14 protein-coding genes and 1 pseudogene are annotated in these 23,991 nt (G+C 34.6%); 14 read left to right on the forward strand and 1 reads right to left on the reverse strand.

Features of this window, described 5'->3' with window-relative positions; all coding sequences use genetic code 11:
- The first annotated feature begins 252 nt into the window (after positions 1-252).
- Positions 253-2,631: an N-acetylglucosaminidase gene (locus tag AC4G3N_RS10825; RefSeq protein ID WP_491090199.1), complete on the forward strand. Its 2,379-nt coding sequence runs from the start codon at positions 253-255 to the stop codon at positions 2,629-2,631.
- A gap of 284 nt (positions 2,632-2,915) precedes the next feature.
- Here AC4G3N_RS10825 and AC4G3N_RS10830 read toward each other — a convergent pair whose 3' ends face one another.
- Positions 2,916-4,463 (reverse strand): glycosyltransferase, encoded by a 1,548-nt coding sequence (locus tag AC4G3N_RS10830; protein WP_491090200.1) that lies wholly within the window; start codon positions 4,461-4,463, stop codon positions 2,916-2,918.
- Positions 4,464-4,751: 288 nt separating this feature from the next.
- Here AC4G3N_RS10830 and AC4G3N_RS10835 point away from each other — a divergent pair, with 288 nt between their 5' ends.
- The 13 genes and pseudogenes from AC4G3N_RS10835 to AC4G3N_RS10895 all read left to right on the forward strand — a co-directional run bounded on the left by AC4G3N_RS10835 (position 4,752) and on the right by AC4G3N_RS10895 (position 23,905).
- The gene (locus AC4G3N_RS10835) at positions 4,752-5,468 is read left to right on the forward strand and encodes an IspD/TarI family cytidylyltransferase (protein WP_491090201.1); all 717 of its coding nucleotides are present in this window, start codon (positions 4,752-4,754) and stop codon (positions 5,466-5,468) included.
- The gene (locus tag AC4G3N_RS10840) at positions 5,461-6,492 is read left to right on the forward strand and encodes a ribitol-5-phosphate dehydrogenase (protein WP_491090202.1); all 1,032 of its coding nucleotides are present in this window, start codon (positions 5,461-5,463) and stop codon (positions 6,490-6,492) included. Before AC4G3N_RS10835 ends, AC4G3N_RS10840 begins: the two co-directional genes overlap by 8 nt.
- Before the next feature lie 34 nt (positions 6,493-6,526).
- Positions 6,527-7,687, forward strand: coding sequence for a CDP-glycerol glycerophosphotransferase family protein (locus AC4G3N_RS10845; protein WP_491090203.1), 1,161 nt, complete (start codon positions 6,527-6,529; stop codon positions 7,685-7,687).
- Between the two features lie 118 nt (positions 7,688-7,805).
- Positions 7,806-9,725 carry a CDP-glycerol glycerophosphotransferase family protein gene (locus AC4G3N_RS10850; protein ID WP_491090204.1) on the forward strand — a complete coding sequence of 640 codons (1,920 nt, stop codon included), beginning with the start codon at positions 7,806-7,808 and terminating at the stop codon, positions 9,723-9,725.
- Between the two features lie 87 nt (positions 9,726-9,812).
- A complete protein-coding gene (locus tag AC4G3N_RS10855) occupies positions 9,813-11,066 on the forward strand; it encodes a CDP-glycerol glycerophosphotransferase family protein (protein ID WP_139892151.1) in 1,254 nt (417 codons plus the stop codon).
- Positions 11,067-11,092: 26 nt separating this feature from the next.
- Positions 11,093-13,375, forward strand: a complete 2,283-nt coding sequence (locus AC4G3N_RS10860) for a bifunctional glycosyltransferase/CDP-glycerol:glycerophosphate glycerophosphotransferase (protein WP_491090205.1) — start codon at positions 11,093-11,095, stop codon at positions 13,373-13,375.
- 265 nt (positions 13,376-13,640) lie between these two features.
- Positions 13,641-14,039 carry a glycerol-3-phosphate cytidylyltransferase gene (gene tagD, locus AC4G3N_RS10865; RefSeq protein WP_066105967.1) on the forward strand — a complete coding sequence of 133 codons (399 nt, stop codon included), beginning with the start codon at positions 13,641-13,643 and terminating at the stop codon, positions 14,037-14,039.
- Positions 14,032-15,228, forward strand: coding sequence for a CDP-glycerol glycerophosphotransferase family protein (locus AC4G3N_RS10870; protein WP_491090206.1), 1,197 nt, complete (start codon positions 14,032-14,034; stop codon positions 15,226-15,228). Before tagD ends, AC4G3N_RS10870 begins: the two co-directional genes overlap by 8 nt.
- A 59-nt stretch (positions 15,229-15,287) precedes the next feature.
- Positions 15,288-16,094, forward strand: coding sequence for an ABC transporter permease (locus tag AC4G3N_RS10875; RefSeq protein ID WP_139892154.1), 807 nt, complete (start codon positions 15,288-15,290; stop codon positions 16,092-16,094).
- A gap of 18 nt (positions 16,095-16,112) precedes the next feature.
- A pseudogene (tagH, locus tag AC4G3N_RS10880) lies at positions 16,113-16,892 on the forward strand (teichoic acids export ABC transporter ATP-binding subunit TagH); the annotation flags it as partial.
- A gap of 827 nt (positions 16,893-17,719) precedes the next feature.
- Entirely contained in the window at positions 17,720-18,625 is a 906-nt protein-coding gene (locus tag AC4G3N_RS10885) for an SH3 domain-containing protein (RefSeq protein WP_491090207.1), read from the forward strand.
- 65 nt (positions 18,626-18,690) lie between these two features.
- A complete protein-coding gene (locus AC4G3N_RS10890; protein WP_491090208.1) occupies positions 18,691-20,295 on the forward strand; it encodes an SH3 domain-containing protein in 1,605 nt (534 codons plus the stop codon).
- A 268-nt stretch (positions 20,296-20,563) separates the two neighbouring features.
- Complete coding sequence (locus AC4G3N_RS10895; RefSeq protein ID WP_491090209.1) at positions 20,564-23,905, forward strand: SH3 domain-containing protein; 3,342 nt, start codon at positions 20,564-20,566, stop codon at positions 23,903-23,905.
- Positions 23,906-23,991: the final 86 nt, after the last annotated feature.

The following is a 23,991-nucleotide window of genomic DNA, read 5'->3' on the forward strand; positions in this document are numbered from 1 at the left end:
TTTTTAAGTTAGCTTAAATTCCAATGATTGTTTAATAAAGGTGATAAGTATTTCCCACTCTGTAATCAAAATCACTTAAAAAACCTGGTTTTCTTATACCTTATTTAACCAAAAATGGGTGCTATTTTTTTGGTATTTTCATTGTGAAAGAAGTTAAAATCAATAGGTGTGTTGTTGATGTTTTTACAAATTCTGACTGGATTCCTTGTTTGCTTATAACACAAAAAAACAGATAATACTGGGAGGGTACTAATGAGAAGGTTTGTAGCAACATTTCTGATTGTAATGCTGGTTCTTAGTTTGGTGGGACCTTATTATGCAGAAGCAGAGGGAAACACAACAGACAGCAGTCAAATTGAAACGGGAAATGAAGATACACTTACTAAAGAGAGTATAAATCCTGATTCAACAATTAACCAATCAGAAATAGAAAATGCGTCAGAGAGCGAATCAAATGAGAGTGATTTAATTGAATCTATTGATAAAGAAGAAACAATGATAGAGGATATTACAATAGATCAACCCGATAGCTCGACTATTGGAGAAACAAGCGAATCTGCAGAAGAAGATAAAAATAAAGTGCATGAATCTAATGATATAGATAGTGAACAAGTTCCTTTAGAAACACAGAAGGAAACAGCGGAAGAGATTGTAAATACACAGGAACAGGATGCAACATTAGATACTGAAATAAAACAGAAAATATTAGAATCATCTATAAGTAGGCTAGGACAAATTAAAAGTACAACTGCTAAAATATTCAAAGATTTAAATAATACCTCTTCTTTTTTCACAGCAGGTTCATCGTATACAAATTCCGTATATTATATAAAAAAGCAAGCTGATATGGAGGGGCAAACATATTATTTAATCAGTACTAAACCCAGCTCTGTGAATGGAGTAATCGGTTGGGTGAATGCTTCCGATCTAATATCATATACCCATGTTGGAGTAGATAAAAATGCCAAAACCCTTTATATAAAAGGGGATGGAAAAGCGTATAGTAAGGCATGGGGCGGAAGTAAAGATATTGTCTATTCTTCGCTATCTAGCTATAAAAATAGTGAATTTGCGGTGAATCTAACAGAAAAAGTCGGAAATAACATATGGTACCGTGGTATTTTAGGAGGCAAGACAGTTTGGATTCACTCAAGCTATCTTGCAGAAAAAGTTGAGAGCAATACAAGCCGTCTGGGTCAAATACTAGATTCCAAAGTTAAGATTTATAAGACAATAGGAGATTCTTCATCTGCTTTTACGGCTGGAACAAAGTATATTAATTCAGTTTATTTTATTAAGAAGCAAGCAAAAATTGGTGATCAAGTTTTTTATTTGATCAGTACTAAACCCAGCTCTGTGAATGGAGTAATTGGTTGGGTAAATGCATCGGATCTAAAATCTTATACCCATGTTGGAGTGGATAAAAACGCCAAAACCCTTTATATAAAAGGGGATGGAAAAGCGTATAGTAAGGCATGGGGCGGAAGCAAAGATATTGTCTATTCTTCACTATCTAGCTATAAAAATAGTAAATTTGCGGTGAATCTAACAGAAAAAGTCGGAAATAACACATGGTACCGTGGTACTTTAGGAGGCAAGACAGTTTGGATTCATGAATCATATGTTCATGAGGGGAGTGTAGTATTAAAGTCATATACTGACTATAATATAAGCCTTAGTAGCATGTTAGATATTCAAATGAAAGTTTCTCCAGTTTCTCCACAAACCGATAAGAGCTATAAGCTTTGGATTAGGGAGGATGCCTTTAAGTCAGGGAGTATAGCAAATGGTAAAGGGACGATACAGGGAGATAAATGGAATTTAAGAAGGGGACCTGGAACAAATTATATGGCTGATGGCCAAGTTAGTGGCGGGACTGTTCTTACAATTTATGACAATGCAGAGGGGGCAGACGGATACACATGGTATCATGTGAAAAATACTTCCGGATGGGTTAATGCTAATCCTGAAGATGTAAACCACTATTTAAATCCTACCAACTTTACAGGAACTTTAAAAGACTCCATGCAATTCGTTAAACTCTCCGAGAGTGCAAATTTGAATATAAATGAGGTTAATCAGAAAATATTAGCTGGTAAGGGAATATTGGCTGAGAAAGCAAAAGCTTTCATTGATGGTGGTAAGGCCAATGGTGTAAATGAGATTTACCTAATCGCCCACGCTTTACTGGAAACAGGAAACGGAACTTCTCAATTAGCAACTGGTGTCGAAGTAGGACGCGATAGTAAAGGAAATTTAGTTGTGGCTAATGATAGTAATAGAAAAAATTTAACAGCTATCAAAAAGACTTATAACATGTATGGAATCAATGCTATTGACAGTAATCCATTAGTAGGTGGTGCAACTTATGCATATGAGATGGGTTGGTTTACTCCAGAGGCTGCAATTAAAGGTGGAGCTGGATTTATAGGTAATGGCTATGTGAATAGAGGGCAGGATACTCTTTATAAAATGCGTTGGAATCCTCTATATGCTGCAACTTATGGGACAGCCTCACACCAATATGCTACAGATATTGCATGGGCATATAAACAAACCACTAGAATGTACCAGTTATATCAATTATTGGACGAATATCATATTGTTCTGGATATTCCTAGATATAAATAGTACTTGGTTTATTTTAAATACGTGTGAACAAATAGAAGATGTAAAAATATAAACCAATTAAAATAACCTATTTTAGGCCATCTTGAAGGAGATGATCTCTGTATTAAACAGGGATCATCTTTTTTTGTCTTAAAAACTATTCAATTGTTGTCGAAAGGATATTCTAATATTTAGATAAAAATAAGTACCTTACAAAGTGAACTTTTTTAAATGTTCTGCTCTGTAAGGTACAAATGAAATTTGCAAAACCTTTTTTGAAATTTTTACACACTAGTTAGGTTTCATTAGTTATTACCTTGTTTCAATTTATTAAATAAATCAATCCATTGTTTTTTTACAATTTCATTTGAGTAGTGTTCTTCTACTTTTTTTCTGCCCATTTCTCCTAATTTTTCAACTTTTTCTGGATCATTAAGCAATTTAATAATTGTTTTTGCGAATTTAGCGCTATCACCTTCACGAATTAAATAGCCATTTCGCTTGTGTTCGATAATATCGCTTGGCCCATATTTTACATCGTAGCTAATGAATGGTGTTTTATTTAATAAAGCTTCAATGATTACGATTCCGAAAGCCTCGTATTTTGAAGTCAAAATGACAGCCTGTGATTTAGCCATCTCATCATGTACATTGTTGCAATATCCTTTTAAAAAGATATTATTTTCCATGTTTAATTCTTTAATTAGCTTTTGATATTTGTCATGTCCATTACCGCTACCCCAAATATTTAAAATAGCATTAGGCTGTTTTTTAACAACGTTGCTGAAAATTGTTATTGCCTCAGGTATTCCTTTTGTATCAATAAGTCTTGAAAATAAGGATACTAGGTAAGGTTGTTTTTCGATTTTTTTTGAATCAATATCATTTAGTGCAATGGAATTAGGAATGACATCTAAGTTACCGGGATCACCGAACTGTTTGATGATATCCTTTTTTTGTTTGTCGGTAAGAATGACAATCGATTCTGCAGTGTTATAATGATCAAATAAAGCTTTATGATCAGGTCTAATTGGGCTGCCTACAGTCCTTGGCTCATCTAAGTGATTGGTGTGTATAGGGATAATTTTGTGTACAAACTCATCATTTACTTCAAATAATTTCGAAGAAGTTCCTATACCATCACATATAACAAAAGGCTTTTTTTCATGCCCCTTAAAGAAGTTATTTAACCAATGTATATGCAACTCCCTTAAATTGTTAAATCTATGAGATGTTGCGGAATCTCGATCAAAGAGAAATACATTTTGAATACTTTCTTTTTCATGATTATACCAGATGGATAGATAACAAAAACCATCAGGTGTATAGAATATTTCTTGATTCTTTTTATTAGAGTTTAGGTTAAAATAAGTATCCTTGTGATGGTATCCATTTTGTTTAAATTCAGAACGCTTTGTTCTGCATCTATTTTCATTAAAATAATCAATAAATAGCAAATTACCTTTAGTATCCCATTTTTTATACTTTGTATAGCTCCCATTTAGAAAGTAGCGGGCATAATTTTTTTGTTCAAATTCATCATTCTGGACTATTAAGGACTCTTCTTGCAAAGTATTTTCTTTATCGTACAAAGTCTTGTCTATACTTGCACCATTTGAATATTGCTTTATCAACTCATCATAAATATTTATAATTGATACATTTTCGTTTAATCGACCTATTTTTCTAAGTTCGTCTTCAATTTCAGAATAATTTAGAGTGAAATCTAATGTTAGAATATCCGCTTTCCATTCATTGTCGTTTAGCATATTTGCTCTGTTCATTAATGCCTGAGTTGCTCCACCTCGATTAAGTTTAATGTCATTAATTAACATATATACATGATCTTTCATATGAATTATTCTCCTTATTTTGTATGTCTAAAGAAATATTATTATTCTTATTATTATCCGTGTCTATTAAATTTTAACATAGTAATTATATAATGATTAATGAAAGCATCACGGAATTTGAATTCGTTAAATAAAATGCTTTATATTTCAGAATAGTTATAATAGAGGGACGCTTGAAATAGTAAATAAAAAAGTGTATAGTTTACATGGATTTTTAATATGTATACCCATGGTGAATTTTAATCCTTTTTGTCATAAATTTGAATAAAAATGAAATGAGGTAAGGTAATGATATATGCAGAAATATTAGCAGGTGGTAAAGGCACTCGTATGGGTAATACGAATATGCCCAAGCAGTATTTACCTTTAAATAATAAGCCCATCATCATTCATACAATTGAAAAATTTATGTTAAATGATCGTTTTGATAAAATTCTAGTCGTTACACCTAAAGAGTGGATTAATCATACTAAAGATATAATCAGGAAATTTATTGGTGTAAATGACCATATTGTAGTTGTGGAAGGCGGTAAAGACCGTAACGAATCTATTATGAGTGGTATTCGATATATAGAGAAGACATTTGGAATCAATGACGATGATGTCATTATTACTCATGACTCTGTACGTCCATTTTTAACTCATCGGATTATTGAAGAGAACATTGATGCCAGTCTTAAATATGGTGCGGTTGATACAGTAATTGAAGCAATAGATACAATCATTCAATCTGAAGATGGAGAAGTCATTTCAGACATCCCTGTTCGTGATACCATGTACCAAGGGCAAACTCCACAAAGTTTCAATATCAAAATGTTGACTGAACACTATAATTCTTTAACAGACGAACAAAAACGAATTTTAACAGACGCTTGTAAAATCTGTGCATTAAAAGGCGAAAAAGTTAAAATTGTTAAAGGAGAAGTGTTTAATATTAAGGTTACTACTCCATATGATTTGAAAGTGGCGAATGCTATTATACAGGGGCGAATAAACAATGATTAATCAGGTATATAGACTTGTATCTCCTAGGCAATTTGAAGTAGCTTATAATGATCGTTCACTACAGTACCATGAAGATTTTGTTGTAGTTAGACCAACGCATCTATCTATTTGTGCTGCTGACCAACGATACTATACTGGATCTCGAGGGAAAGAAGCAATGGCGAAAAAGCTGCCAATGGCTTTAATCCACGAAGCTATAGGTAAGGTCGTCTACGATCCTAAGGGTGAAATTAAGAATGGTACAATGGTCGTTATGATACCTAACACACCGACAGAGAAAGATGAAGTAATTGGTGAGAACTACTTGCGTTCCAGCAAATTCCGTTCAAGTGGCTATGATGGATTCATGCAGGATTATGTCTTTATGGGACGGGACCGCATTGTTGAATTACCAGAAGGAATTGACCCGTATGTTGTTGCATTTACGGAATTGATGACCATTACAACTCATGTTTTATCCAGATTTGAGAGTCGGTCTCATAAACGCCGCAATGTATTTGGCGTATGGGGAGATGGAAACCTTGGGTTCATTACGACTCTATTCCTTAAAAAAATGTACAAAGACTGCAAAGTTATTATTTTCGGTAAAACCGGATATAAATTGGACAACTTCTCCTTCGTGGATGAAGTTTATACAATTGATGAAATCCCGGAAGATTTGAGAATTGATCATGCATTTGAATGTGTTGGTGGGAAAGGAAGCCAATATGCGATTGACCAGATGATCGACCACCTTCATCCGGAAGGTTCTATATCTCTAATGGGGGTATCTGAGTTCCCAGTTGAGGTTAATACAAGAATGATTTTGGAAAAAGGAATCACACTAATTGGAAGCAGCCGCAGCGGACGTGAAGATTTTGTGAGAACAGTTAACTTCCTAAAAGAAAACCCGGATGTTGTTGAGTATCTGGGAACATTAGTTGGTGAAGTACAAGAGGTTAAGACAATCAGCGATATTCTATCTGCGTTTGAAAAAGATTTGACGTCCTCTTGGGGTAAGACTGTGATGGAGTGGAAAATATAAGATTTACTTTTAAGAGGGGCAGGAAGGCAAATAAATGAAACACTTACGTATATTACCTACATTATTTACTAAGTATCTTATTCAGCTTGCCTATTTCCTGACCTCTCTTTTTTTTAAGGTTGATCACAATAAAATAACGATTGCTACTTATCGCTCCACCGGTTTGGAAGGTAACCTAGCTTTTATTAAAGAAGAAATAGATCAAAATTATCCCAATATCAAATGTATCGTCCTTGCAAAGAAGTTTAATAGCTCTCTGGCTGGCAAAATAGAATATGCCATTCATTTAATAAAGGCTAGTTTTCATATGGCCACTTCTCGATTTTTTATTATTGATGATTTTTACTTCCCTGTATACGTTATTCATCCGAGGGGAGGAACCGAGATTGTACAAGTTTGGCATGCAGCTGGAGCTTTTAAAAAATTTGGTTTAAGTACGATGGGCAAGTCATTTGGTCCAAGTAGTGATTATTTAAAACATGTTAAAATTCATGGCAATTACTCAAGGGTTTACGTTAGTTCAAAAGAAGTTGTACCACATTATGCTGATGCTTTTGGAATGGATGAAGGACGTATATACCCGCTGGGTGTGCCGAGAACTGATTATTTCTTTGATGAAGAAAGGCAGAATCTTGTTAAGGAAAAGTTATACCGTTCATTTCCTGATTTGAAAAATAGAAAGTTAATCTTGTATGCTCCAACATTTAGAGGGAAAAGTCATTACCAGGAGACATTTAATATTCCTATTGATATGAGGTTAATGAAGGATAGTTTAAGTGATGAGTATGCCCTTTTAATTCACTTACATCCGTATATGACCAATGGGGTCAGATTAGATGAAAATCTAAAGGGCTTTGCCTATCATATTCATAAAGATTTTTCTATCGAAGAATTATTACTTCTTTCAGATATTCTTATAACGGATTATTCCTCTATCATATTTGATTACAGTATTCTTAATAGGCCAATCGCCTTCTTTGTTCATGATTTGGAATCATATTTAGAGGAAAGAGATTTTTACTATTCTTTTGAGTCGTTTGTTCCAGGTCCCATTCTTTATGAGAGTGAAGCTTTGATTAAATGGATAATCGATGAATCAAAAGATTTAGAGAAGATTAAATGCTTCCGTCAACGTTTTTTTGATCAGTTAGATGGAAAAGCGTCTGAGAGAATTGTAAAAGACCTTTTAGGTTAAAATTAAAAAGGGGTATATACCCCTTTTTTTTTATATAATATACGAAAAAAGTTTTTCTTTTGCATGTTTTTTTATACAATTAAATAAGAGTATTCTGATATAGATAGGAGAAACAACCATGTTTTCAAGAATGAAAAGAGTCATCAAGAGAATGCTATTTGGAAATAAACAATCCTCAACACCAATTGATCAAAACCCTGAGGTAATTTCAGACGTTTATTTGGAAGAAGATCCTTTGGTTATAAATGATAATGAAGTGATTGTAAAACGGGACATGTTAGAGGAATCCTTGCCGATTATTGAAAGACTTGCAAATCTAGAGGAAAAGCTTATTCCAAGAAGGAAAGTAACTTCTTTGGATTGGAATGGACCTATCATGGAAGTCGGTGGTTACTTTTATTTAGAGGGCATCCCTATGTTAGATGAAGATCTCGTTAAAAAGAGACTATTATTAGTAAATACAAAGGCGAATAGCAGCATCATTATCCCTTTAACAGATGTTGCTATAACAGAAGTTATTACAGAAAAAGACATAATAGATGAACAATATCATTGGGCTGGTTTTAAAGGTAAAGTTAACTTTGCTACTATATCTGATAAGAATATGCCTCTTTATCAAGGGGAATACCGTGTGTATTTAGAGGTAGAGGTTCATATACTTGGTGATCGAAAATATAGTAAGAGTTTTACATTGGGAAATGTCAATGAATTTTTGGCTAACGGATTCCATTCCACCAAAATGGAATACTTTACAGCAAAAAGAGAAATGGCTTTTAATTTGTTGGTAACATATGACCTGCCTAAGAAAACATTAAAAATCACCTCTACTAAATTAAAGGATATGGATCCAGCTGAGATGGCATTGGATGCAGAAGAAAAAGAAAGAGGATTTGTTTATAAAGCCTTATCTAAAGCTTTGTTTAATACGGCGTATCGTTTTTATTCCTTATATCCCTTAAAAGAAAATAAAATTGTGTTTGCTTCAGATAGCCGCGATGACCTCAGTGGAAACTTTCAATTTGTCTATGATGAGTTATTGCGTAGAAATGAAGGTTTTGAATTTAAATTTATGCTGAAAAGAGCGGTAGATGAGAAGAAAACATATAGGGAATTAATAGACCTTGCTAAACAGTTGGCTACCTCTAAATATATATTACTGGATGATTTTTACCCGCTGATTTATCCATTGAAAATTCGTGAAGGAGCCGAATTAATACAATTATGGCATGCTGTGGGGGCTTTTAAAACATTTGGTTTCAGCCGTCTTGGCCGTCCAGGTGGTCCTTCTCCAAAATCAATTAATCATAGGAACTATACGAAAGCGATTGTAAGCTCTGAAAAGGTCGCGAAGCATTATGCTGAAGGCTTTGGAATTGATCAGGAAAATGTTATTCCGACTGGTATTCCGAGAACAGATGTATTTTTTGATACTGAATATCAGCAAGAAGTTAGAGAGAGATTATATGAGGAATATCCATTCCTGAAAAATAAAAAAGTAATTATGTTTGCTCCAACTTTTAGAGGAAATGGACAACAATCAGCTCATTATCCTATGGAAGTCCTTGATTTAAAGAGACTTTATGAGAATTTAAGTGATGAATATGTATTTTTATTTAAAATTCATCCATTTGTTAAAAATGATATCAGTATCCCATATCAATACAGTGATTTTTATTATGATTTTTCTTCTTATAGAGAAATTAATGATTTGTTATTTATCACTGATATATTGATTACGGATTATTCCTCGGTTTGTTTTGAGTTTGCTTTATTAAACAAGCCAATGCTATTCTTTGCGTATGATGTAGAGGAATATGTGAGAACGAGGGACTTCTATTATGAATTCCATTCTTTCATCCCGGGTCCGCTTGTCAGAACGGCTGAGGAAATTGTTGCCGCCATTGCCGAGGGTGATTACAAAATGGAGAAAATACCTCCTTTTGTTAATTATTTCTTTGGGGAATTAGATGGTAAATCGAGCGCAAGGGTAGTTGATCAACTGATTTTAAATAAGAATCCGGAAGAAGATGCAGAATAGACTGACTAAAATAACTCCAATCTTTAATTGGGGTTATTTTTTTTATAAAAATTTTCCACACAAACAAAGGGTTTTTCCCTAGGTGTGTTGTATTTATTAAAAGATGTAATTTTATTACTAATAAAATTGGAAGAAGTGAAGACAACTATGTTAAAGTTCATAGCTGTTTCCAAAAATGTAGTACAAAAAATAGAAAGGAATAGAGGGAATTTATTTTATAGGTTTTTTCGAACCTATATATTTAAGTTACTTTATTATTATTTCTGTTTACTACCATTAAAAAAGAAAATATTGTTTATTTCTGATAGTCGTACCGAAATGGGGGGGAACCTAGGTTATATATATGAAAAGCTAATGGCAAGCGATAAAGAGTTTCGCTGTCATATGTTGTTTAAGGAAAGTACAGCTGCAAAAAAAACTTATAAAGAAATGCTATTACTTGCTTATAATCTTGCAACATCTAAGGTGATATTTTTGGATGATTTCTATCCTATGATCTACCCTTTGAAAATAAGAAAAGGAGCAGAATTAATTCAAGTATGGCATGCAGTAGGGGCTTTTAAAAGGTTTGGGTTTAGTCGTTTAGGTATGCCAGGAGGGCCTGAACCTGATTCGCAGAACCATAGAAACTATACTAAGGTTATTGTAAGTTCGAAAAATGTCATAAAGCATTATGCAGATGGTTTTCGAATAGATGAGAGTAAAGTGATTGCTACTGGTATTCCAAGGACGGATCTTTTTTTTGACGAGAAAAAAGGATCGGAAATTAAAGATAAATTATATAAACAGTTTCCCGCTTTTAAAGATAAAAAAGTAATTTTGTTTGCTCCAACTTTTCGGGGGAATGGGCAACAATCAGCTTACTATCCATTAGATTTTCTTCATCTTGAGAACATTTATCAAAATTTAAAAGACGATTATATTTTTATTTTTAAGCAGCATCCATTTGTCAAAGATAAGTGGGAAATACCAACGGAATATAGTTCCTTTTTTTATGACCTTACCGAGTATAGTGAGATTAATGATTTATTATTTATCTCGGATTTGCTCATTACGGATTATTCATCGGTTTGTTTTGAATATGCATTGTTAAACAAACCGATGCTATTTTACGCTCCAGATTTAGAAGATTATACGTCTGATAGAGACTTCTACTATGATTATAAAGAATTTATTCCAGGTAGATTAGCTACATCACAAGGTGAAATGATAAAGATTATTTCTGAAGGAGATTTTCAAAAGGAAAAAATTCAATCCTTTAAACAATATTTCTTTGATGAATTAGATGGTAAGGCTAGTGAAAGAATAGTTGATTTAATAACTGTAATTTTAGAAAAATAATCCCAACTCAGGAAAGGTACAACAATATGAACCAGGTTAAGGTAAGTGTTATCACCCCAGTCTATAATGTAGAAGAATATATTGAAGAAACTTTGGAGTCATTAGTAAAACAAACATTATCACCTATAGAAATAATTATGATTGATGATGGATCAAGTGATAAGAGTGCTGAGATAATTAAATGTTATCAGAAAAAGTATGCGAATATAATATACTTAAAGCAGAATAATGCAGGACCGGGAACAGCAAGAAATACTGGGTTAGATATAGCTAAAGGTGAATATATCAGCTTTGTAGACTCGGATGATATCTTGCCCACTGACGCCCTGGAGAATCTATATAAGGCGGCTATTGAAAAAAAGGTTGAATTAGTGATTGGAGCTTCTCAAAGTTTTAATAAACATGAAACCTGGTTTATTGCAAGCCATTATAATAATGGTGTATATACTGAAGGGTATAAGAACCTTATTTCCAATCAGGAATTACTATATTCTTTAGGTCCCTGTAATAAGCTCTATAGTAAATCTTTAATCCGGGATCTGAGATTCCCTACTGTAATTAAGGTCACTGAAGATCAACCGTTTGTAATTGAGGCCTATTTACGAGCGGGGTTTAATATATATACGATTGATAAGGTCATTTATCGCTATCGTACACGTGAAGCAGCAGATAACTTGTCATTATCACAAACTGTATTGGTTAATTCGGTTCATGTTATGCAGGATATCATGAAGAGCATCCTTGTTTCGAACCAGCTTTGGGAAAACTATATCGAAAATAAAGTTTCCCGTTATCATTTAAAGAAATATTATTATAATCGATTAGTATCTGCAGATATTTGGCCGGCTTTACGGAATGCTATAGACAGTCGGAATATTAAAGCCCAACTAGATACTATGGAGATTTTTTATTCATGGGTAAAAAATCTTGATATGACTTTATTTAATGATATTCCTGCATTGCATACGGTTATTTATAAGAATATCGTAAATCGTTATGATTTACTTACCAGTCCAGTTAAAAGACTGTATTTAAAATTAGTAAGAATGGCTCATTCAAAAATTTCATTAAAGAATGAAGTGAACATCAAGATTTATCAAGAATCATTCAACGCAGTATTAAAGGCAGGAAGAAAAAATAGTATGATTCCAATACTTCAGTATATTTATAAAAGAAAATATCAAAGAGCCACTTCAAAAATCAAAACGGCAATCTTAAGACATATAATATTTCCGGTAAGCGGATATATGCCTCAACAAAATAAAATTACTTTTGTTACTAATAAAACACAAGAACTGCAGGATTCCTTTGAATATATTTATAATCAACTGATTAAAATAAGGCCTGAATATAAGGTAGTAGGGCATTTTAAAAAGAAAAGGTCTTTTAGAGATTTCGCCAAATTATATTATGACATTGCTACATCAAAATATGTCATTCTTGATGATTATTACCCACCATTATATAAATTGAGGGCCAGAAAAAGAACAGAAGTGATCCAAACCTGGCATGCTGCCGGTGCCTTTAAGAAATTTGGCCATAGTGCAGTAGGTTACCGCGAAAGCAACACGGAAGAGTTTGAAAATCAAGCTCATGGTTCTTATACGAAAGTGGCTGTTACGAGTAAGGAAATTATCCCTCACTATGCGGAAGCCTTTAAAATATCTCATGAAAATGTATATCCGGTTGGCCTTCCGAGAACAGATGTCTTTTTTGATCAAGAAGGAATTGAATATTTAAGGCAAAAATATGCGGCGGTTTACCCAGCTATGCGTAATAAAAAAATTATTACGTATGCCCCAACCTTCAGAGGAGGTCCGGGAAAGCGCTCCAGCTTCAATATCCAGCTTGATTTGAAGAAAATGGCTAAAGAGCTTTCTGATGAATATGTATTGATCTTGAAACTTCATCCATCTGTTACAAAAGGTGTTGACATTCCGAAAGAAGTAAAGGATTTCGTACTAAATTTAAGTAAGAATGATATCAATAATGTTCTTTCCATTACAGATATACTAATCAGTGATTATTCATCCGTTATTTTTGAATATGCACTGCTTGAAAGACCGATGATCTTCTATGCGTATGATTTAGAGGAATATTTGCAGGATAGAGGGTTCTATTATGAGTATAGGGATTTTATTCCTGGTCCTCTTGCAGAATATACCGAACAAGTTATATCTCTGGTTCAACAAAATTCCTTTGATATTCAAAAGGTTAAAGCTTTTAAAGAACGATTCTTTGAAGACTTTGATGGACAAGCGTCCAAACGTTTTGTTGAAACATTAATAAAACCAATTAAAAAATCATGATCAATTCGATCATGATTTCCTTTTTTTGTGAGGTGAATTCACTCTTCTGGCATGTTATAAACATATATACCATCATGCACTGCAAAAAAACTTTATGTTACAAATAATACATGATTACGTTATAATTTAGATTGTATTCGACACAGGTTTGAAAGTTTTATGTATGAGTTATATAATTAAGAATATGTTTTTTGATGTTACTGTACGTTGCTCGTTTTTTGGTCAGTTACCAGTTTGTTAATGAACTAGGTAAGGAGATGTAGAAATGAAAAAGATTATTACGTATGGCACCTTTGACTTATTACATGTCGGTCATATCAATATTTTACGAAGAGCCAAAGAAATGGGCGATTATTTAGTAGTGGGCTTGTCCACTGATGAGTTTAATAAGGCGAAAAATAAAAAAGCTTATCATAGCTATGAAAATAGAAAACTGATTTTGGAATCAATCGAATTTGTTGATGAAGTGATTCCAGAGGAAAACTGGGAACAAAAGATTAAAGATATTAAGGAACATGATATAGATGTTTTTGTCATGGGAGATGATTGGGAAGGCCATTTCGACTTTCTGAAAGAGCACTGCCAGGTCGTTTATTTACCAAGAACGATCGGTATTTCAACATCTCAAATCAAAAAAGATTTATTTAAGGTGAAAAATGGCTAAAGAACTAGTTATTCAGTTGTATTTGTTGATCTTTAAAATAATATTTAATATTTTTAATCTATTTCCCCTCAAAAACAAGGTGGTATTTGTTGTATCTTTTGGTGATAACACTCAGTATGTGTATGAAGAAATGCGTCGGAAACATATTTCTTTTGACGTGGTTTTTTTATGTAAGGGTGCAAGCTATAAAAGATTTCAGCAATATGAGGATGCCACTATAGCTTTGATTGAAAATAAAAATCCGGTTGATTTCATTCAATCTATATATCATTTAGCCACATCTCGCTATGTAATGGTTGATAATTATTATGGTTTCTTGGCAGCTACTGACTTCAGACCTGAAGTGGAATGTGTTCAGCTTTGGCATGCCTCAGGAGCCATTAAGAAATTTGGTCTGGAAGATGCATCTGTTCAAAACAGATCTGATCAAGCAGTAAAACGATTCATGGATGTGTATAAACGCTTTAATAAAGTGGTTGTTGGTTCTGACATCATGGGCACTTATTTCATGAATGCATTTGATTTAAAGGGAGAAAATATCCTTAGAACTGGTATCCCCCGAACTGACTTTTTTTATAATCAGGCTGAAAAAGAAAATGTATTCAATCAATTAACTAAGGAAAACAGATTGCTTTGGGATAAAAAAGTAATATTATATGCACCAACTTATCGTGATAACGAACTGAATGAATTTCAGTTAGAATTAGATTTAAAAAAATTATATGATGAATTGCATGATGAATATGTTGTTATGTTACGTTTACATCCAGCGATTAAGAATATTCCGGACTATACTAAAATCTATCCCGATTTTGTCCTGAATTACTCTAAACCAGAGTACGATATTAACGAATTACTGGTGGTTGCGGACATTTTAATAACAGACTACTCCTCTATATCATTCGAGTTCTCTTTATTAAAGAAACCGATGATTTTCTTCGCCTATGATTTAGGTGAATACACAAAAGACAGAGGATTATGGGATCAATATGAAAAAATGGTCCCAGGACCAGTAGTAAACAATTCAGAGGCTATTATAGACCTCATTAAAGAGAACAGTTTTGATATGGACACGATTGAAGAGTATGCAAATAAATGGAATAAGTATTCAAAAGGACATTCCAGCGAAAACTTAATTTCATATTTGTTTGATGAAAAAACAATACTATCCAGACAGAGAGCGTTATAATAGACTCTTTGCTATACATGTATCTGTTGTAAAATAGTGGGGAAGGATATTCAAAATTTATGAAGTCTATGTTTACGGTCATACAAGAACAAATACGTTCATTTTATTTAATTCGACGATTGTCTGTATTTGAATTAAAAAGTGCTAATAACAACAATTATTTAGGTATATTATGGGAGTTCTTGAATCCCTTGATACAAATAGGAGTATATTGGGTAGTGTTCGGGATGGGAATCCGGGGAGGCAGAGAAATTGGTGACGTACCGTTTATCTTCTGGATGTTATCCGGGATTTCTCTGTGGTTCTTTGCTAATCCTGCCATTATGGATGGGACGAAATCGATTTATACGAGGATCAATTTTATCTCTAAGATGAGTTTCCCTATGAGTGCTATTCCCTCATATGTCATTATGTCGAAATTTTATCAGCATATTGTCATCGTGATTATTGTATCCATCATTTTGCAATTTGGTGGATTCCCAATATCCATTTATTATATACAGTTGCCTTACTTTATGGCTGCAGCGGTTATTTTGCTCTTTGCCGTTGCGCTTGTCACATCCACACTGGCTACCATTGTTCGAGATGTAACGATGATTGTACAAGCTATTATGAGGATGCTGATTTATTTAACGCCTATATTATGGGTATCAGATAGTTTGCCAGGATTTTTGCAAATGATTATAAAATTTAATCCACTTACCTATTTAGTGGAAGGGTATCGTGCAGCGATGTTAGGCCAATCCTGGTATTTCATCGAGCATTCACACTATACCTTATATTTTTGGGGAGTAACGATTGTGTTACTCATGATTGGATCAGCGCTTCATTTGAAATTTAGAAATCATTTTGTAGATTATTTGTAAAATGGAGTGAGGTCTACTATGAAAACAGTTATTGTAGAAAATGTTTATAAAAGATATAGAATGCATAGCAAAACCTCGGAAAAATTACTTGATATCCTTCTGCCGGGAGGATATGGAGATGATTTCTATGCGCTTCAAGATATAAGTTTTACAGCCAGTAAAGGCGATGTTATTGGACTGATTGGCGTTAATGGATCAGGAAAATCAACATTATCCAATATAATAGCGGGGGTTGTTCCTCCTACGATGGGTTCAGTTAAAACAGTTGGACAAACCTCCTTGATTGCGATTGCTTCCGGTTTGAATAATCAGCTGACAGGCCGGGAGAATATTGAGTTGAAATGCCTAATGCTTGGGTTCAATAAGAAGCAGATTAAGGAATTGGAGCCGGAAATCATTGAATTTGCTGATATTGGCAAGTTCGTTGACCAACCTGTTAAGAAATATTCCAGCGGGATGAAATCAAGACTTGGTTTTGCAATTTCCGTAACAGTTGATCCTGATATTCTGATTATCGACGAAGCTTTATCAGTAGGTGACCAAGCTTTTGCTGAGAAATCCAAAAAGAAAATGTACAGCTTTAGGGATCAAGGAAAAACGATTTTCTTTGTTAGTCATGCAATTGGACAAATTAAGGATTTCTGTAATAAAGCTTTATGGCTTGAGTATGGAGAAATAAAAGACTTTGGTACAGTTGAAGATGTTGTACCAAAATATGAGAAATTCTTAAAAGAATATAGAACTATGACTCCAGCTCAACAAAAAGCATTTAGAGAAGCTGCTATCCAAAAACAAAGCAGCTTGACGATTACATCTAAATAAAATACCTGAAAATTATTTTCATCAACAAGCTATCATCTCAGGATGATAGCTTGCTTGCGTTTTTTAAACTAAATCTGAAGATGGACACTAAAAGCGACCAAGGAACGGGTATTGTCAGATTAGAGAAAGTAACAAGTAATGTATAAGTTTGGAAGAAGGTGAGAAGACCGGATATGTCTTTCGTAATAAATGTAAAGGAATAGACAAGTGGCCATTATACAATTAGTTAACAAAGGAAGGAAAAGTAAAATCAAGATGAGATTAGCTTTTCTAGACAAAAAGAGAAAGAAGCAAAATTTCTAATATATATCTTGAAAATAGAACCCCTTAAGAGTAAATCTACCCCTTAATAAAATGGAGAAATCGATTACTGATCACATAAAACACACCAAAAATAAAAAGAAGACTTTATTCCTCATAAAGAAATAATACTACTATTCAACATAAATGTAATTTCAGCATCCTAACAACTTTGTTACGCAAATTTAGGATGTTGAAATTACATTTTTATAGATAGCCATGATTGATACCCTTGTTTCCTTCGGATAGATGGGCAAGCCTTCGCCAAGACGAACCTCCTCCAGCCCACCAACTCTCCATAATTTCTAAAATAACATAATTTAAGTTCGTTATAGTTTGATATGATGGGCTTATTTTTAGTGGTTATATTTAGGTGAATTACTAAAAAAGGAATAACAATGACCGATACATAGATTGTTAGTAATTTTGCTAATAGAAAATGGAATAACAAGATGTCATATGAACTGTTTTATATATTATGCAAAATAAAGGGGGATGTCCTATTGGATAAGCGAAATAGAATCTCGGCTATTGTTGTTAGTACTATGCTTCTTTTATTTGCAGCATTTACAACGGGGGAATCGGTTATAGAAACTGCAGGTTTTGGCAGCACTCACGTGGAGGCAGCTGCAACAACTTATTATAAAACAACAGACAAGTTGAATTTGAGAAGCGGCGCGAGTATAAAGAAATCTGTTATAACTACCATTCCTAAAGGAAAGCAAGTTGCGTACATTTCTAAAACTGGGGACTGGTACAAGGTTAAATATGGTTCTAAAACCGGTTATGTCAGCAAAAAATATTTGAGTAAGGTAACAAATTCATCTTCATCAGTAGCCAAATCCTCTTCAACTTCTACATCAAAAGCAACTTATCAAACAACTGCCAATGTGAATTTGAGGAAGAGTGCATCCACTAAAGGCAAGGTCCTGCTGACTATACCGAAAGGCAAAATGGTTGCCTATAAATCGAAGTCAGGCAGCTGGTATAAAGTGAGCTACAAATCCAAGACCGGTTATGTAAGTTCTAAATATATCAAAAAGACAACTACAAAAACCACAAAAACGGTCAAAATCACAAAAATAGCAGCAACCAAATTTAAAACAACCGCCAAATTGAATATGCGCTCCACATATTCAACAAAGGGAAAAGTCCTGGTTACCATTCCGAAGAACAAAATTTTGTCCTCAGCCGAAAAGTATGGCAGCTGGTATAAGGTGAAGTATGGATCAAAGACCGGCTGGGTCAGCGGCTCCTATATGAAAGAATACTATCAATATATAACAACGAAGACAGCCTATTTATCTAATAAAAAAACAAGTTCGTTACATTCCACACCAGATACAAAAAAGCAAAGGTATACTCGATTCCTACTAATAATGTATTTACATCTACCCAAAGAATCGTAAATAGCAAAGGAGAAACTTGGTATCGAGTATCTTACAAAGGCAAGAATTATTATGTCATTTCCAGCTTGGTTAGTAAGATAACTCCTGCTAATCTGACTGAAACAAGCTATCAGGCAAAGTCGAACACTTTCTTATATAAATCAGCAGGAGCTACGCATGGCAGTCTGCTGACTGTACCTAAAAGTACAGTCGTGAAAACAAATTATCGCGTGGGCAACTGGTATAAGGTCACCTATAAAGGGAAGACAGGCTATATTGATATCAGTAAATTTTCTAAATATACGGCACCGGCAGTAACTCCAGCTCTTGCACCCAAGCCAGTTCCGAATCCGCTGCCAAAGCCAACTCCAAAACCGGTACCCAAGCCCGTGCCCGTGCCTGTCCCTGATCGGCTAGCTGGAAAAGTGATTAATAAGAGTACTTATGTATTGATTACAACAGGTGCTGACTACTATGCGTCAAATGACACGAGTTCTAAAAAACTTGGAACGATACCTGGAGGGGAAGCTATTTCCAGTGCGTATCGAACAAATAACGGTTGGTATGAAGTGAATTATGGGGGCGAAAAAGGTTATGTGCCGGGGACGTATTTACTCACGCAAGCAGAGATGGACCGGGTTAAAAAGCTAGAGGGAAATAAAAATAGCTATCTGTTTATGGATTTACGTACTAAGTCCTCGGTAAACGCTAAACAAATAAATGATTATATTACCAAGGGAGCTAATGGTAAGAGTAGTGCCTTAGCTGGTCAAGGGCAAGTCATTATTGATGCAGCTAAAGCCAATGGAGTGAATGCCCTATATCTTGCAGCCCACGCTATTCATGAAAGCGGCTATGGAACTTCCGTTATTTCAATGGGTAAAAAGAATTTATTTGGTTTTGGCGCTTATGATCTAGCCCCTTATGTAGGAGCTGTTAAGTTTTCATCGATTGAAGCTAACATCGACTATATCGCCAAAGAATTAAAGGCTACCTATTTAAATCCAAAAGAATGGAGATATAACGGGGCCTATCTGGGATATACCGTGAAAAATATCAATGGTGCCAGAGTAGACAGTATGAGTAAAGGTATGAACTTTTACTATGCGAGTGACTCCAAGTGGGGAGAGGGGATTGGCAGACATATGTCCGGAATTCTTGCCTATAGCAAGGAAGGGGCGAGGAACGAAAAGGCTAATACATCTGTTCCAACGAAGCCAGCTAGGCCAAACACGTATGACAGTTTTCCTGCGGGTACAAAAGCAGTAGCAAATGACAATATCAAGCTTTATAGCAAAAAGGGAGATACCAAAAAAGTAGCAGCAACCATTAAAAAAGGAGCTAGCTTTAACCTAGTGAAAAAATGGAATGACTACTGGCTGGAGGTTACATATGGCGGTAAAACCTACCATACAAATGCGGTCAGTTTAAGCAAATATAATGAGTATATGACAGTTTTAAACCTAGCTCATATTACGACAACCACATTGAATGTTAGGAAAGCAGCTAGTACTGACTCTGATAAACTTGGTACATTTAAAAACTATCAATATATTGAATTAGTTTTGGATAAGGAATATAAACCAGAATTAAAAAACAATATGTATAAGGTCAAATACTCAAAAGATAAGATTAAGTCAGGCTGGGTTTCCAAATCTTATATTTCAATTGATTTAAATAAAAGTAAATAAGCAAGTTCAAAAGATGACAACTGAACTGTTCAGATGTCATCTTTTTTGCGTTTGCTGCTTTAAAAGATAGAAACGGTAGGTAATGAATTTTAAGAGATTGATTTAATAATTACCAATAAAACATATTTTGAAATATAGTGATATTATTTTAAAATAATAAATTATATAATTTGAAATGTGGTTTATTTATATATCAAGAGTTATAAGGAATTATAATTTTATTAAAATAATATTTATGTCTGATATTTTGTTACAAAGGAGGATCTTAATGAATAAAAGAAATAAGCTGCCATTCAAGGTCATGGCAACATCCGTTCTTTTATCTACCGGACTGGTTTTGGGTGGTGGTGTTGGGCCAACAGGTAGTTTAACGGGTATACAAGTAGCTGAAGCGGCTGATACATATTATAAAACAACCGATCATTTGAATATGAGAAAGTCTGCAAGTACAAAGGCGCAAAAAATCACAACAATTCCAAAAGGAAAACAGGTTACTTACATATCTAAAAGTGGCAGCTGGTATAAGGTGAAATACGGAACTAAAACTGGATTTGTCAGTTCGCAATATTTAACAAAAGTGACGGCGAGTTCAACAGTTTCATCTTCTGCCTCCACAACAAGTACTTCTGTATACACAACAACAGACAATTTACGTTTGCGTAAACAGGCATCAACCAGTTCAGCTACGTTATTGAGCATCCCAAAAGGGAAAACAGTGACGTATGTATCTAAAAGCGGCAGCTGGTATAAGGTGAAATACTCATCAAAAACAGGATATGTTAGCTCCAAATATATAAAAGTTTCTAAAAAAACAAGTTCCTCAGCTTCTGCGTCTACGTCTACATCTACAACGATGAAGGCCACTAAATACAAAACGACAGAAAAATTAAACATGAGATCCAACGCATCAACGAGTGGTACACGGATCCTTACTATACCAAAGGATAAAGTCGTCATAGCCACGGCGAAATCTGGCTCCTGGTATAAGGTATCTTACGGTGGTAAGACCGGTTGGGTAAGCGGCTCGTATTTACAAGAATATAATCAAACTACGACGACAAGCACGAATTACTATAATACAAAGGCTGCAAGTTCCTTATATAGTGCTGCTAATACAAATAAAGCAGCTGTTTATTCCATTCCAAAGAATAATGTATTTACTTCTACGCAACAGGTCGTTAATAGTATTGGAGAAACCTGGTATCGAGTTTCCTATAAAGGAAAAAACTATTATATTCAATCCAGTTCAGTAAGTAAGGTGACTGCAGCCCAGGTTACGAGCACCTCCTATACGGCAAAGGAAGCTACTTATTTATATTCCTTTGCAGGAGCAACACACGGAACACTAGTTACCATTCCTAAGGGAGCTAAAATAACCACTAATTATCGAATTGGTGATTGGTATAAAACATCCTATGGCGGAAAAACAGGTTACATTGATTTGACTAAATTTACAAAAATAGTTGCTACTTCGGAAACATCGATTAAGGCTACAAAATATAAGGTTACGGCTAATTTAATTTTACGTAAGACAGCTTCCGATTCCGGTGCGAAATTAAATACAATCCCTGCGAATACTGTTGTCACAGCTACTGCAAAATCTGGCTCCTGGTACAAGGTTTCTTACAGTGGTCAGACCGGTTGGGTAAGTGGTTCGTATTTGCAAGAATATAATCAAACAACGACGACAAGCACAACTTACTATAATACAAAGGCAGCAAGCTCCTTGTATAGTGCTCCTAATACAAATAAGGCAGCTGTTTATTCTATACCAAAGAATAATGTGTTCACTTCTACCCAACAGGTCGTGAATAGTATAGGAGAAACCTGGTATCGAGTTTCCTATAAAGGAAATAACTATTATATTCAATCCGGTTCAGTAAGTAAGGTGACAGCGGCGAACGTTACGAGTACATCTTATACGGCAAAAGAAAATACTTACTTGTATTCCTTTGCAGGAGCAACGCACGGAACTTTGGTTACTATTCCAGAGGGAGCTAAAATAACCACTGATTATCGAATTGGTGATTGGTATAAAACATCCTATGGCGGAAAAACAGGTTACATAGATTTGACTAAATTCACAAAAACAGTCACTTCAACGACACCGTCTTTTACGGCTACGGAGTTTAAAACAACGGCTAATGTGAATTTACGTGAGACACCTTCTACAACCGGTGGAATACTGGATACAGTACCCGTTAATACGGTTGTCACCGCTACAGCACAATCAGGCGATTGGTATCAAGTTACCTACAATGGCCATGAGGGCTGGGTAAGCGGTGCTTATTTGACAAAGTATACGATTAACCCCGGTAATAACGCCGGTGATCAAACAAATTTACCGAGCGGTTCTGCTATAACTGAAACAATGTATGTGCCAATCAGTGAATTGAATATCCGTGCTTCCGATTCAACTTCATCAGCTAAAGTTGGTTCAATCCCTAAATATACACAGGTGAAATCTACCTATAAAACAAGTAAGGGTTGGTACCGAGTGACATATGGTGGAGTAACGGGTTTTGTATCGGGAGAGTATTTAATTACAAAAGCGAATTACGATAAAATGAATTCTTATGAGGCAAATAAGAATTCCTATATGCATTTGGATCTACGTAAAAAATCCTCTGTGACAGCTGAACAAATAAATGCTTATATTGCAAAGAATGCAACTTCTGCTAATAGCGTTCTATATGGTAAAGGCTCTGCATTTATTACAGTGGCTAATAAATATGGGGTGAATGCCTTGTACTTAGCGGCCCATGCCATTCATGAAAGTAATTATGGGAAATCTACGATTGCGTTAGCAAAGAATAATTTGTTTGGTTTTGGATCCTATGACATTACGCCATTTGTAGGTTCAGTTAAATTTTCTTCTATTGAAGAGAATATTGCCTTTATTGCACAGGAAATGAAAGCCACCTATTTAAATCCATCTAACTGGAAGTACAAGGGGGCGACACTTGGATATACGATTAAGGACGCTAATGGAAATCGTATCACTGATTTAAGTAAGGGAATGAACTTTTACTATGCCAGTGATTCCGATTGGGGAAATAAGATTGCCAAACATATGTCTAACATCCTGGCTTATGGGAATGAGGGGGCAGTCAGCCAAAGTCCAAATACAATGGTTCCAGCCAAACCTAGCTATCCAAGCGGCAAGGATGTGTTCCCGACAGGTACAATCGCTGTTGCCAATTCATCTATTAGTCTAAGAAACTCAAAAAGCAGTTCAGCGACTGTGGCCGCAACGATTAAGAAGGGTGAGACCTTTAATCTACTGGAAAAATGGAATGATTATTGGCTAACAATCAGTTATAAAGGCAAAACGTATTATACAAATACGGTTAACCTAAGTACTTATAATAAATATATGACTGTGAAAAATTTAGCCCGTGTAAATGGTACCAGCACGCTGAATGTCCGTGCATCAGCTAGTACAACAGCCGCTACAGTAGGAACTTTAAAAAACCATCAATATGTCGAGCTTGTGGTAGACTCAAGCAATAATCCAGTTACTAGTAGCGGATGGTATAAGGTTAAGTTAGCTAATGGAACAGTTGGCTGGGCATCAGGTTCTTATTTAGCAAGAGAATTAAATAAATAGGATTTAGAAAAGAGGTTGTTGACCATGTCAACAACCTCTTTTTTCATTAAGTAAGCCATTAGTTATAGCGAATACGATGGAGATTA

Source organism: Bacillus sp. z50 (genome assembly GCF_058313585.1).